This window comes from Yoonia maritima, from assembly GCF_043641945.1.
In the GTDB taxonomy this organism is placed as follows: domain Bacteria; phylum Pseudomonadota; class Alphaproteobacteria; order Rhodobacterales; family Rhodobacteraceae; genus Yoonia; species Yoonia maritima_B.
This window is the reverse complement of sequence record NZ_JBHZRX010000001.1, coordinates 256245-269298: the sequence shown is the minus strand read 5'-3', so window position 1 is coordinate 269298 and position 13054 is coordinate 256245. Positions and strand designations below refer to the sequence as shown.

The following is a 13054-nucleotide window of genomic DNA, read 5'->3' as shown; positions in this document are numbered from 1 at the left end:
GGATTGGAACGCACCGTGACGGCAAAAACACTCCTCGGCGCTGGCCTTGCAATTGCTCTTTTGGCGGCATGTGGCGAAGAAGACGTGATCCTTCCCGGTGAACGTTTCGCGCTGCGTGACATCCCAGCCTTTGAAAACGCTGTGCAGCCGATCAGCCTGCCACAGGCGCGGGTGAATGCAGAATGGACCGACCGCAATGGTGGTCCTGCGCATCAGATCAGCCACCCCGCACTTGGTGCGTCGTTGACGCCCGTATTTGCGGTGCAGATTGGCGCCGGCGATAGCCGCCGTGCACGGATCACGGCAGAACCTGTCGTGGCTGGTGGTGTCATTTATACCGTTGATGCCCAAAGTCGTGTAACGGCGACAACTGTCGAAGGGCGTACCCTATGGTCGCGCAATTTGGTCCCATCACGTGACCAAGTAGGCGATGCCTCTGGTGGTGCGGTGATGGTTGGCGGCGGTCGCGTTTATGCGACGACCGGTTTTGGTGAAATCACTTCGCTGGATGCCGCCACAGGGGACACCTATTGGGTGCAGGATCTTGACGCGCCGGTGAATGCATCTGCTACGCTGCGTGGCGATCTGGTCTACGTTGTTGGTCGCGATAGCACTGCTTGGGCGCTGGACGTCGACACTGGCCGTATTCGCTGGCAGCAAACGGGTACACCGTCGATTGCGAATTTCGACCGTGGCGCTTCGCCTGCTGTGTCAGGTGACACAGTGGTACTGCCGTTCCCATCGGGCGAGATTATCGCGACTTACCCTGCGGGCGGTATTCGTCGTTGGTCTACTGTCGTTTCTGGTGATCGTTTAGGCCGCGCTGCATCGCTGATCAACGACATCGCTGGCGATCCGGTGATCGTTGGAAACCGCGTATATGTTGGAAACTTTGGTGGCCGAATCGTTGCACTTGATCTTAAGGACGGCAGCCGGGTCTGGACAGCCGCCGAAGGTGCGATCAGCCCAGTCTGGCCGGTTGGGAATGCTGTTTTCGTTATCAATGATATTAACGAACTCGTTCGTTTGGATGCGGAAACTGGCAACCCGGTTTGGCGCGTGAACCTGCCAAACTTTACAGATGGTAAAACTGAACGTCAGCGTCGCGTTTATGCCCATTATGGCCCTGTTTTGGCTGGTGGGCGGCTGATTGTGACGTCGTCGGACGGTGTGATCCGTCAGTTTGATCCAACATCGGGTGCGCTAATCGGGACTGTCGATTTACCCGGCGGTGCGGCATCTGCACCTGTCGTTGCGGGGCAAACGCTTTATGTTGTCAGCAAAGATGGCAAATTGCATGCTTTCCGTTAACCGCTGATTGGTGTATCGGCGGGCCTCAACATCCGTCAGGAGCCGAAAAGATGAGTTTTACCCTTGCTATTGTGGGTCGTCCCAATGTGGGCAAGTCCACGCTGTTCAACCGTTTGGTTGGCAAAAAGCTGGCTTTGGTCGATGACCAGCCGGGGGTAACGCGCGACCTACGCGAAGGCGAGGGACGGATCGCGGATCTACGATTCACCGTGATCGATAGTGCTGGTCTGGAAGAAGCCACCGACGATAGCCTTCAGGGCCGTATGCGCCGCCTGACAGAACGCGCCGTTGAAATGGCTGATGTCTGCCTGTTCATGATTGACGCGCGTGCGGGTGTTCTGCCTGCTGATATGGTTTTCGCTGAAATCCTGCGTAAGAAAAACGCAAACGTCATCCTTGCTGCCAACAAGGGCGAAGGCAAAGCCGCCGATGCAACAATCCTAGAGGCTTATTCGCTTGGTCTTGGCGAACCAATCCGCATGTCTGCTGAACACGGCGAAGGCATGGGCGAATTGATGGATATGTTGCGCCCGATCTATGACGAACACGAAGAACGCGCTGCCGCTGACGCGCCAGAGGTTGACGTTGACGTTGGTGAAGACGACGAAGACGCCCCACGCGTTCCAACAAATGCCAAGCCGCTTCAGATCGCTGTTGTCGGTCGTCCAAACGCGGGCAAGTCCACGCTGATCAACAAGATCATCGGCGAAGAGCGCCTGCTGACAGGCCCAGAGGCTGGCATCACCCGTGATGCGATTTCCGTCCAGCAAGACTGGGGCGGGGTGCCTATGCGGATATTTGACACCGCTGGTATGCGTAAAAAGGCCAAGGTTCAGGAAAAGCTGGAAAAGTTATCCGTTTCTGACGGTCTGCGCGCTGTTAAATTCGCCGAAGTTGTCGTTGTCTTGTTGGACGTTGAAATCCCATTTGAACAGCAAGATTTGCGTATCGCCGATTTGGCCGAACGCGAAGGCCGTGCCGTGGTTGTTGCGGTCAACAAATGGGACATCGAAGACGAAAAGCAAACAAAGCTGAAAGAACTGCGCGAAAGCTTTGAACGCCACTTGCCACAGCTGCGCGGTGCGCCTTTGGTGACTGTGTCTGCTAAGACAGGCAAGGGGCTTGATCGTTTGCAGCAGGCCATCATGCGCGCCCATGATGTGTGGAACCGCCGCGTGAGCACCGCGAACTTGAACCGCTGGCTAGTTGGGATGCTGGAACAGCACCCGCCACCCGCGCCGGGCGGTAAGCGCATCAAGATGCGTTACATGACCCAAGTAAAGACGCGTCCTCCTGCGTTTGTTGTGATGACCTCGCACCCGGATTTGATGCCGGAAAGTTATAAGCGTTATCTTATCAATGGCTTGCGTGTCGATTTTGATATGCCGGGTACGCCAATTCGTCTGTACCTGCGCGATCAGGGCGACAAGAACCCATACAAAGACAAGAAGTCTTCGCAGCCTTCACGTCTATCTAAGCACCTTAAGAAGGGACCGAGTGACCGCTAGACGCGACGCTTAGTCCCAGCAATACCACCGCCCCGATGCCTGCCAGAATACTGACACCAAGAGGGGCGGTGCCGTTTGCGACAACAATACCAACCAGCGCCCAAACCACAGCTAGCCCATAGGCTGGTCTTCGGCTATGGCGCATGGTGGCCAGTGCGACGACCATCGCTGCAATGATCCCGATATATGCCCAGCCCAGCTGTTCAGTCAGCAGGCCATAACCCGCTGCAGTGCTGCCCAGCGAAACAAAAGAAGCCGCTGTAAGCCACCCGGCGTAGAGCCCGACAGGCACCTGAAACGTCCAGCGGTCGTTAGGCGTGCGCAACAGCGCCATGATCGCGGTGATGAGCATTACAAAGATAAGGATGGTCGCCCAAATGGCGCTTTGATTAGCGACAGCGAGCCACGGGGTTCCCACGGCAAGGCTGGCAATCAGTGGCGTACGTGCATGGTCCCAACGCGGATCTCGCGGGTGTTTCCAAACGCCGTAAACAGCCGACACCACCAGCCACGCGTAGATCAGCCCCCAAATCGCAAAGGCATAGCCAGCGGGTTGGATCGGTGGGTCGATCTGCGGAATTGGTAGTTGATCCGCCGTGAACCCCGTGAATGGGCTGGTCAGGAAAGGCGAGACCACAAATGTCAGCGTAAGGATGAGTGTCAGGACTGAGCGCATATTCTTCATATAGCATGAACTAGCTCAGGTTTGTGAAAATCAAACAAAGGTCTGGAAACGCTGACTTGCCGTAGTGGGTTGGTTTGCTGAACATACGCATATTTTATGGGGGTAAATTGATATGAAGCGTATTGCTATTTTTTGTGACGGCACCTGGAACCGCCACGATGCAGAACACCCAACCAATGTTGTACGGCTTGCCCAAGCGGTGAAGCACACCGCGACAGATGGGCACAAACAAGAGGTGTTTTATGTGTTGGGTGTCGGCACGGGGCGCGGCTCAAACAAGGTGGCACGTTGGCTTGATCGTACGTTGGGCGGTGCGATGGGTATCGGCATGGTCGAGAATATCGAGGACGCGTACCGCGGTCTTGTCTTCGCCTATGAGCCGGGTGACGAGATTTACATCTTTGGTTTCTCGCGTGGTGCGTATACTGCGCGGTCACTTGCAGGGCTCATTCGATCTTGTGGTATTCCGCCACGCGAAAATGTGCACCGCTTGGGAGAGGCCATGGCCCGCTATCGTTCGCGCGACAAGAATACCCACCCAGACGATCCCGAAAGCTTTCTTTTCCGCTCTGATTTCGCGCCCTATACCGCGACAAGCAAGGCTGAATGGAACTGGCGGCTAAAGACCCGCCCACACCTATGCGTCAACCTTGGGATCAATTATCTGGGTGTTTGGGATACGGTCGGTGCGCTAGGTGTTCCGGGCCATTGGATCACCGCTAAGCTGTTCAACAAAAAACATCAATTTCATGACGCACACCTGAGCAGTATGGTTAAATCCGCCCGCCATGCCGTCGCAATTGACGAGCGTCGCAAGACCTTCCCGCCAGCGATGTGGTCAGAAAAGCTGGATGTAATGAACCGCGCGGCACTTGGCCTAGATGCCGATGTTTCGCTTGATCCAAAGAGCCGCACAGAATGGGCATATCGGCAGGAATGGTTCCCGGGCGATCATGGATCGGTTGGCGGTGGCGGCGACCGCGTTGGACTGTCGTCGTTTGCTTGCGACTGGATCGCCGAAGGGGCAGCGCGTGCCGGGCTTGAGATGGATAGCACCGTGTTGGAGCGCGTGCGTGAAACGCGAAATATTCGCGAAGCATTGATCAATCAAAGCCGGATCGGGCTCATGAAGAAGGCGATGTTATGGAGCGCTATTGATCGTGATGGCCCGACACGGGTCGAAGATGTCAGTCAGATCACGTTGGATCGGATCGCGTGTGACAAGGACTATCAACCCAAAACACTGGCCAAGGTCATGACCAAGTTGCAAGAGCAGATCACCAGTGATGATCTGCTCCCGCCTGATTAAGCCAGTTGGCCGTCGGCAGAAATGCGTGTTTTACCGGCCAAGTAGGGGTGCAATACGGCTGGTAGATCAACAGAGCCGTCTTCTTGCTGTCCGTTTTCTACGACGGCGATCAAGCAGCGCCCGACAGCCAAGCCAGAGCCATTCAACGTGTGCACATACTCTGGCTTGCCGCCTGCCGCAGGTTTGAACCGCGCATTCATGCGGCGTGCTTGGTAATCACCAGCAACCGAGATGGACGCGATTTCGCGGTAGGCGTTCTGACCGGGAAGCCAAACTTCGATATCGTGAGTCTTGCGCATGCCCGCGCCCAGATCGCCCGTGCACAATACAACGGTGCGGTAAGGAAGACCAAGCTTATCAAGAATGGTTTCTGCGCGTTTCGTCATCGCAAGGTGTTCGGCTGCGCTATCTTCTGGCTTTGTGACGCTGACCATTTCGACCTTTTCGAATTGGTGCTGACGCAGCATGCCGGATGTATCACGACCGGCCGAACCAGCCTCAGAACGGAAACACTGCGTATGCGCGACATAGCGACGGGGCAGGTAGCTTTCTTCGATGGTCACACCGTTAACGATGTTGGTCAGCGTGACCTCTGCCGTAGGAATAAGCCACCAACCGTTTGTGGTTTGATAGCTATCTTCGCCGAATTTTGGCAGCTGACCCGTACCGTACATCATTTCTTCACGAACCAGCACAGGGGTGATGGTTTCGGTCAAGCCATGTTCGTCGACATGTGTATCAAGCATGAACTGCGCAAGCGCGCGGTGTAGCCGTGCGACAGCGCCCGACAACAGCACAAAGCGGCTACCAGACAGTTTTGCAGCGGTTTCGAAATCCATGCCCGGGCGAATGCCGGGGATGTCGTAATGCTCCACAGGCGTAAAGCTAAAGTTGCGCGGAGCGCCCTCACGTTTGATTTCGACGTTGTCTTCTTCGTCTTCGCCGTCTGGAATGCTTTCGTCTGGCAGGTTCGGAATGCGCATCAACAGATCGTTTAGCGCAGCATCTTGGGCTTTCGCTTCGTCGTTTAGGGCAGCGATTTGCGATTTCTTTTCAGCAACCAATGCACGTAGGCGTTCAAATTCGGCTTCGTCACCGCGACCTTTGGCGGCTCCGACTTCTTTAGCCGCTTTGTTGGCTTCAGCTTGCGCAGTTTCTGCTGCCAAGATCTTGGCACGACGGGCTTCGTCGAGTTCCAAAATTTCGGACGACGCAGCCGAGATCCCACGACGAGACAGAGCCGCATCAAAAGCGGCGGGGTTGTCACGGATGGCGCGGATATCATGCATAGCATCGGTCCTTTTTGGCGTTAATTCTGCGCGTGATATGCCCTATCTAGTCTGCCAAGTGAACCGAAAATTACTCAAGTCGTGGGTCTTGTTGTCGCTTGGGCTTTTCGCTCAAGAAACAATGATAAGGTACCACGGTTAGATTCGAGATATAACCTTGCATCTGGTTGCCAATTGCTTATCTCGCCAGTAACGTGCCGCGACTTTGGGGTCGTACGGCCCCTGCGAATTAAAAGGATTGCGATATGAGACCTGCTGACCTGTTGATGCTACTACTGATCTTCGGGATCATGTATTTTTTGCTTATTCGCCCGCAGCAGAAAAAGCTGAAAGAGCATCAGGCGATGCTTGAGGCACTGCGCCGTGGCGACCAGATCGTGACCCAAGGTGGCGTGAAGGGCAAAGTGGTAAAAGTAAAAGACGACAACGAAGTTGAAGTCGAAATTGCTGCAGGCGTGATTGTGCGTGTGGTTAAATCTACTATCACGACCGTTCTGAACAAAACCGAACCGGCGAAATCCTAACCGCCGAAGGGCCGCGTCATGCTGAATATTTCGATGCCGAAGCAGATCCTGATTTGGGGAACTGTTGTTCTTGGCTTGCTGTTTGCGATGCCCAATGCGTTTTACACGCGGGTAGAAACACATAATGACGCGATGGCTGTCATTGATAGTGGGCAGACCAATGCCTCGCTTGAAGCGGATGCGGCCCAATGGCCGAGCGCACTGCCTTCTGGCCTCGTTAACCTTGGGCTGGACCTACGCGGGGGTGCGCATCTGCTGGTCGAAGTCGAACTGTCAGAAGTGCATGGATCATATCTCGAAGGGTTTTGGCCAGAAGTCCGCGATACACTAGCAGCTGAGCGTGACACTGTTGGTTTCGTGACACGTGATGACAGCCCCGCTGACGAACTGCGTGTGCGTATTTCTCAGACGGATGGCGCAACACGTGCACTGGAATTGGTGCGCGGTCTTGGCCGTCCTGTGACATCCCTGACAGGGGCGGCGGGTAGCAATCTGGATGTGTCTATCAACGGTCCTGTCCTAACGATCAAGCTCAGCGAGGCAGAGCAGGTCGCCATGAACGACCGCACGATGGCACAAACGCTAGAAATCGTGCGCCGTCGTATCGACGAAGCTGGTACACGCGAACCAACCATTCAACGCCAAGGCACTGATCGTGTATTGATTCAAGTTCCCGGCGTTGGTTCCGCACAAGAGGTGATCGACCTGATCGGTACGACAGCTAAGCTGACGTTCAATTCGGTTTTGGGTAGCACGAGCGACCCTGCTCAATCGCCCGGTACTGGCAATATCCTTGCGCCGGATGCCGAAAACGAGGGGCTATTTTACATTCTGGAAAAGCGCGCGGTTGTAACCGGCGAAGATTTGGAAAACGCGCAGCTTGATTTCGACCAGAATGGATCACCTGCTGTTGCATTCCGCTTTAACACAACTGCGGCCCGCAAATTCGGTGATTACACGTTAGAAAACATCGGGTCACCATTTGCGATCGTTCTGGATGGCGAAGTTATCTCTGCGCCACGTATCCAAAGCCACATTCCGGGTGGTTCTGGCATCATCACGGGTAACTTCACTGTCGAAGAAGCAACCAATCTTGCGATCTTGCTGCGTGCTGGTGCGTTGCCTGCACCGCTGACCGTTCTCGAAGAACGCACTGTTGGCCCTGAGCTGGGCCAAGACAGCATCGACGCTGGTAAGGTCGCTTGTATAGTCGCTGGTATCGCGATCCTTGTGTTCATGGTCCTTAGCTATGGCCTGTTTGGCCTGTTCGCGAACATCGCGCTGATCATCAACGTCGGCCTGATCTTTGGTCTGCTGTCGATAATCGGTGCCACGCTGACACTGCCGGGCATCGCAGGTATCGTGCTGACAATCGGTATGGCCGTCGACGCCAACGTCATCATCTTTGAACGTATCCGTGAAGAACTGAAGACAGCTAAAGGTGCTGCGCGCGCGATTGAGCTTGGCTATGAAAAAGCCCTGTCGTCGATCATTGATGCGAACATCACCACCTTTATCACGGCAGTCATCTTGTTTGTGATGGGTTCTGGTCCGGTGAGCGGCTTTGCTGTGACCCTTGGCTTTGGGATCATCACTTCGGTCTTTACTGCTATCTTTGTGACCCGTTCGCTGATTGTGATCTGGTTCTCCCGCGCCCGTCCTAAGACAATTGAGGTTTAACATGCGCTTGAAACTTATACGCGATAACACCTCTATCGACTTTTTCAGCAAGGCTCGGATTTGGCTTGGCATTTCGCTGGTCATGATGGTTGTGGCGCTTGGGTCGTTTCTGATCCAAGGGCTTGCTTATGGGATTGATTTCCAAGGCGGGACAAGCATCCGTACCCAGTCAGAGGTTTCGGTTGATGTGGCGGTTTACCGTGGTGCTCTCGAACCACTGGGCCTTGGTGATGTATCCATCGCCGAGGTCAACGACCCAAGCTTTGCCGATAACCAGCACGTTGCGATGATCCGTATTCAAGCCCAAGAGGGTGATGAGCGGATCGCATCGGATACAGTTGATGCCATCGAGGCAGCACTGGTTTCTGTCGATCCTACACTTACGTTCCAGTCGATTGAATCGGTTGGTCCTAAAGTATCGGGTGAATTGATCAACACTGCCATTCTGGCTGTGACTTTGGCTGTGGCTGCGATCTTGCTTTATATCTGGATGCGGTTTGAATGGCAGTTCGCTGTCGGTGCCGTATTGGCGCTGGTACACGATGTCTTACTGACCATCGGGATATTCTCGGAACTGCAAATCAAGTTCGACCTTGCGATCATTGCGGCACTTTTGACCATCGTGGGTTATTCCATCAACGATACGGTGATCGTGTTTGACCGGGTCCGCGAGAACCTGCGCAAGTACAAGAAAAAAGAGCTGAAAGAAGTCCTGAACCTGTCGATCAACGAAACACTAAGCCGGACATTGATGACTTCGTTCACGACATTGATCGCACTGATCGCGCTTTTCGTTCTGGGTGGTGATGTGATCCGTGGATTTGTTTTTGCGATGATCTGGGGCGTTGTGATCGGGACCTATTCGTCAATCTTCGTTGCTTCGACAATTCTGCTTGTTCTGGGTGTAAAACGCGACTGGTCTAAGAAAGATCCAGCCGCAGGTACCCGTTACGCCCATATCGACAACTAAGAGGCTCCGATGCGTTTAAATGAAATCAGCTATAACGATGCGGCCCCGGTCGATGGATATGGTCCAGGTTTCTTTCGCATCGGTGGCACGAAATATGACGGCGCGGTCGCGGCTTTCGCGACCGGGGTAAAGGCATGGGGCGGATATGAAGACACCGCTACTTTGCTCGAACAGGCCGAAACGCTGGATGTTTTGTTTGTGGGCACAGGCGCAGAGGTTGCGCATTTGCCCGCCGATTTTCGTACTACACTAGAAGACGCTGGCATCGGGGTCGAGGCAATGGCATCGCCTGCTGCCTGCCGGACTTATAATATTCTACTGTCAGAAGGGCGCCGCGTCGCTATCGCCCTGATCCCCGTCTAATGCTGCGCGTTAGTAACGTGACATGTGCGCGGGGCGGGATCCCTGTGCTAAGCGACATAAGCTTTGACGTACCCGCAGGGCAGGCACTGATCCTGCGAGGCCCAAATGGTATCGGGAAAACGACGTTGCTGCGGACATTGGCGGGGCTGCAACCCGCTTTGGCTGGCGAAGTCGACCACCCGGCGGATGAGGCGGCTTATGCGAGCCACGCTGACGGTATCAAAACCGCACTAAGCGTCACCGAGAATCTGACGTTTTGGGCCGATGTTTACGGCCAACCAGTCCCTGACGATATTTGGGACACCTTCGATTTGGCCGATTTGCGAGAGCGCATTGCCGGTACGCTTTCAGCCGGGCAAAAGCGCCGGCTAGGTTTGGCACGCCTTGGCGTGATCGGGCGCAAAGTGCTGTTCTTAGACGAACCTACTGTGTCGCTTGACGGGTTTTCGGTTCGGCTGTTTGCCGACTGGCTGCAAAACAAGCACCTTGCCAGCGGCGGTGTAGCTGTGATTGCCACGCATATTGACCTTGGCATTACCGCTCCTGAACTTGACCTAACCCCATTCAAATCAGCACCAGAGGCAGGCGGTGCCACAGACGAGGCATTCTTGTGATCGCTTTGCTCCTGCGTGACCTGCGGCTTGCGGTCCGGGCAGGGGGCGGGTTCGGATTAGGGCTCGCGTTTTTTCTGATCGTAGTTGTCCTTGTTCCACTTGGGGTGGGGCCTCAGACCGAATTGCTGTCGCGAATTGCACCAGGGATTTTATGGGTGGCTTCACTTTTGGCGGCCCTTCTTTCGCTGGACCGCATCTTTGCTTTGGATTTTGAGGATGGGTCGCTGGGCTTGCTCGCGACATCTCCGTTGCCTTTAGAGGGGGCCGCATTGGCCAAGGCGCTCGCGCATTGGATCACGACGGGACTGCCGCTGACGTTGGCCGCGCCTGCGCTTGGGTTTTTGTTGTCACTCGCGCCAGAAGCCTACAAATACCTACTTTTGTCGCTGTTGTTGGGAACGCCTGCGCTGTCGATGATCGGGACGTTTGGCGCGGCGCTGACAGTCGGGCTGCGTCGCGGAGGATTGCTTTTGTCACTATTGGTTCTGCCACTTTACGTTCCGACGTTGATTTTCGGGGCAGAAGCCGTGCGACGTGGTGCCGATGGTTTGGACCCAACTGGCGCTTTGATCCTGCTTGGGGTGATTACGGCAGGGTGCTTTGCGGTGTTGCCCTTCGCGACTGCGGCCACGTTACGCATCAATCTGCGTTGATCGGGCGCAACGGGCAGGATAGGTAATCGAAATGTCGATCTGGGAATATGCAAATCCGAAAAAGTTTATGGGCTGGACTACGCCCGTGCTGCCCTACGCTTTTGGGCTGGCTGCGCTCTGCCTGATTGTAGGCTTGGTCTGGGGGTTCTTCTTTACGCCTGATGACTACCGCCAAGGTTCGACGGTCAAGATTATCTATCTACATGTGCCAGCCGCGCTGATGGCGATTAACGCATGGATCATGATGCTGGTGGCATCGTTGATTTGGGTGGTGCGTCGGCACCACGTGTCGGCACTAGCAGCACGGGCCGCAGCGCCCGTAGGGCTTACAATGACACTGATTGCACTGTTTACGGGCGCGATCTGGGGGCAGCCGATGTGGGGCACCTATTGGGCATGGGACCCACGGCTTACGTCATTTCTGATCTTGTTTCTGTTTTACCTTGGCTACATCGCCCTGTGGGAGGCGATCGAAGACCCGGACACCGCTGCTGATCTAACTTCTGTCTTGTGCATGGTCGGGTCGATCTTTGCGATCTTGTCGCGCTACGCGGTGAATTTCTGGAACCAAGGGCTGCATCAGGGGGCGTCGCTGTCGCTCGATAAAGAAGAAAACGTATCAGACGTTTTCTGGCAACCGCTTGTGATTTGCATCGCTGGGTTTGTTCTGTTGTTTATTGGGTTGGTGCTGCTGCGCACCCGTACTGAAATCCGTGCCCGCCGTATCCGGGCCCTAGAAGCGAGGGCGCGCCGTGCCTGATTTGGGAAAATACGCAGTCGAAGTCCTAGCTGCCTATGGTGTGAGCCTTGGGCTGTTGGCCGTCGTCGTTCTGCTAAGCTGGCGTCGGTCTGTTCGCGTGCGAGCTGCCTTGGAACGGATTGAAAACAATGGCTAAAATATCGCCTTTGATGATTGCGCCTCCGGCAATATTTGCGGCACTCGCTGGCATGTTTGCAGTCAGCATGTGGCAAGGTAAAAACGATGATCTGCCGTCCACATTCATCGGCCAACAAGCCCCCGCCGTTCCGGTCGAGGCCGTAAATGGCACAGAGCAACTTACCGATGCCGATCTGCGCAGCGGTGAAATCACACTGGTGAATTTCTGGGCGAGCTGGTGCCCGCCTTGCCGTGCCGAGCATCCGCAACTGTTGGAACTTGCGGAACAAGGGTACCGAATCGCAGGTGTCAATTTCCGCGATGCGCAGGATCAGGCGTCTGCCTATCTAACAGATTATGAAGACCCTTTCTTTGCCACAGGGTTTGACCTGCGGGGCAGGGTGGCCATCGACTGGGGTGTCACCGCGCCACCCGAGACATTCATTGTGGATGGGGATGGAACGGTTCTGTTCCGCTTCGTCGGTCCGCTGGTCGGGTCAGACTATGAACAACGGTTTTTGCCTGAGTTGATGAAGGCGATTGAGTAAGTTGACACTAGTTGGTTAGCGGGCCATCTGCTGATTGAGCGGCGGGCAAGTCGAGGATTGTTAGCGCCTCTAAGCCGCCAATGATTGAATCAATCGCAATTGTTGCGAGGATCATGCCCATCACCCGGCTGATGACACTTGCGCCTGTATTGCCGATAATACGGTGAACATAGGTGGCGACCAGCAGCAATCCCAAGGTAAAGATCATCACCAATACTAACAGGCCCGCAGTAATTGCCTGTTCGATCAACGGTTGTTCGTGATTGTCGGTTAGAACGACCACGGCCAACATTGCGCCGGGCGAGGCGATCGACGGCATCGCAAGCGGGAAAACTGCCCCTGCTAGGTGGTCCTTTCCGGCTTCTTCGATTTCGGTCTCAGGTTTTGAGTGCCCAAAAATCATCGTCAGGGCAAAGAGAAATAAGATAATCCCACCTGCGATTTGAAACGACCCAAAGCGTAAGCCTAATGCCTCTAGCATGAACTGGCCGCCGACTAAAAAGCCAATCAGGACCAAGGTCGCAATCACGACTGCACGCAAGGCATAGCGTCTATGTAGATTTGCGGGGACCGAAGCGACCGCGAACAAAAAGACCGGGATAGAACCGACAGGGTCGATGACAACGAATAGGGTAACAAATTCACGAAGCAGGTTGGGCCAATCCACTAGAGACTCATTTATTTTAGGGGCAATAATTATGTCCTAAACGTAGTCACTGCTCG

15 protein-coding genes are annotated in these 13054 nt (G+C 54.9%); 12 read left to right on the top strand and 3 right to left on the bottom strand.

Annotated features, from left to right (window positions below; translation table 11 throughout):
- Positions 1–15 precede the first annotated feature (15 nt).
- Together ACHUEV_RS01455 and der are read left to right on the top strand one after the other, a co-directional pair.
- The gene (locus ACHUEV_RS01455; protein ID WP_394177289.1) at positions 16–1311 is read left to right on the top strand and encodes a PQQ-like beta-propeller repeat protein; all 1296 of its coding nucleotides are present in this window, start codon (positions 16–18) and stop codon (positions 1309–1311) included.
- 50 nt (positions 1312–1361) lie between these two features.
- Positions 1362–2819 (top strand): ribosome biogenesis GTPase Der, encoded by a 1458-nt coding sequence (der, locus tag ACHUEV_RS01450; protein ID WP_106353741.1) that lies wholly within the window; start codon positions 1362–1364, stop codon positions 2817–2819.
- On the opposite strand, the gene ACHUEV_RS01445 is transcribed toward der, so the two are convergent.
- On the bottom strand, positions 2794–3504 hold the full coding sequence (locus ACHUEV_RS01445; RefSeq protein ID WP_394177288.1) for a hypothetical protein: 711 nt from the start codon (positions 3502–3504) through the stop codon (positions 2794–2796). The two genes, der and ACHUEV_RS01445, sit on opposite strands and share 26 nt — an antisense overlap.
- Before the next feature lie 112 nt (positions 3505–3616).
- Between ACHUEV_RS01445 and ACHUEV_RS01440 the strand changes: the two genes are divergently transcribed.
- Complete coding sequence (locus tag ACHUEV_RS01440) at positions 3617–4813, top strand: DUF2235 domain-containing protein (RefSeq protein WP_394177287.1); 1197 nt, start codon at positions 3617–3619, stop codon at positions 4811–4813.
- On the opposite strand, the gene serS is transcribed toward ACHUEV_RS01440, so the two are convergent.
- Positions 4810–6102, bottom strand: a complete 1293-nt coding sequence (serS, locus tag ACHUEV_RS01435; RefSeq protein WP_394177286.1) for a serine--tRNA ligase — start codon at positions 6100–6102, stop codon at positions 4810–4812. The genes ACHUEV_RS01440 and serS overlap by 4 nt on opposite strands.
- Positions 6103–6347: 245 nt before the next feature.
- Here serS and yajC point away from each other — a divergent pair, with 245 nt between their 5' ends.
- The 9 genes from yajC to ACHUEV_RS01390 are packed head-to-tail and all read left to right on the top strand — an operon-like array spanning position 6348 to position 12331.
- The gene (yajC, locus tag ACHUEV_RS01430; protein WP_394177285.1) at positions 6348–6626 is read left to right on the top strand and encodes a preprotein translocase subunit YajC; all 279 of its coding nucleotides are present in this window, start codon (positions 6348–6350) and stop codon (positions 6624–6626) included.
- Between the two features lie 18 nt (positions 6627–6644).
- A complete protein-coding gene (gene secD, locus ACHUEV_RS01425; RefSeq protein ID WP_394177284.1) occupies positions 6645–8306 on the top strand; it encodes a protein translocase subunit SecD in 1662 nt (553 codons plus the stop codon).
- Between the two features lies 1 nt (position 8307).
- The gene (gene secF, locus ACHUEV_RS01420) at positions 8308–9276 is read left to right on the top strand and encodes a protein translocase subunit SecF (protein ID WP_394177283.1); all 969 of its coding nucleotides are present in this window, start codon (positions 8308–8310) and stop codon (positions 9274–9276) included.
- Between the two features lie 9 nt (positions 9277–9285).
- Entirely contained in the window at positions 9286–9639 is a 354-nt protein-coding gene (locus ACHUEV_RS01415) for an Mth938-like domain-containing protein (RefSeq protein ID WP_394177282.1), read from the top strand.
- Positions 9639–10253 carry a heme ABC exporter ATP-binding protein CcmA gene (ccmA, locus tag ACHUEV_RS01410; RefSeq protein ID WP_394177281.1) on the top strand — a complete coding sequence of 205 codons (615 nt, stop codon included), beginning with the start codon at positions 9639–9641 and terminating at the stop codon, positions 10251–10253. The genes ACHUEV_RS01415 and ccmA overlap by 1 nt, the downstream gene beginning before the upstream one ends.
- On the top strand, positions 10250–10906 hold the full coding sequence (ccmB, locus tag ACHUEV_RS01405) for a heme exporter protein CcmB (RefSeq protein WP_394177280.1): 657 nt from the start codon (positions 10250–10252) through the stop codon (positions 10904–10906). The genes ccmA and ccmB overlap by 4 nt, the downstream gene beginning before the upstream one ends.
- Positions 10907–10937: 31 nt before the next feature.
- Complete coding sequence (locus tag ACHUEV_RS01400; protein WP_394177279.1) at positions 10938–11666, top strand: heme ABC transporter permease; 729 nt, start codon at positions 10938–10940, stop codon at positions 11664–11666.
- Positions 11659–11802: a heme exporter protein CcmD gene (ccmD, locus tag ACHUEV_RS01395; RefSeq protein WP_394177278.1), complete on the top strand. Its 144-nt coding sequence runs from the start codon at positions 11659–11661 to the stop codon at positions 11800–11802. The genes ACHUEV_RS01400 and ccmD overlap by 8 nt, the downstream gene beginning before the upstream one ends.
- Positions 11795–12331 carry a DsbE family thiol:disulfide interchange protein gene (locus ACHUEV_RS01390; RefSeq protein ID WP_394177277.1) on the top strand — a complete coding sequence of 179 codons (537 nt, stop codon included), beginning with the start codon at positions 11795–11797 and terminating at the stop codon, positions 12329–12331. The genes ccmD and ACHUEV_RS01390 overlap by 8 nt, the downstream gene beginning before the upstream one ends.
- 7 nt (positions 12332–12338) lie before the next feature.
- Here the strand turns inward: ACHUEV_RS01390 and ACHUEV_RS01385 are convergent, their stop codons facing one another.
- Positions 12339–12998: a MarC family protein gene (locus ACHUEV_RS01385; protein WP_106353773.1), complete on the bottom strand. Its 660-nt coding sequence runs from the start codon at positions 12996–12998 to the stop codon at positions 12339–12341.
- Positions 12999–13054 lie beyond the last annotated feature (56 nt).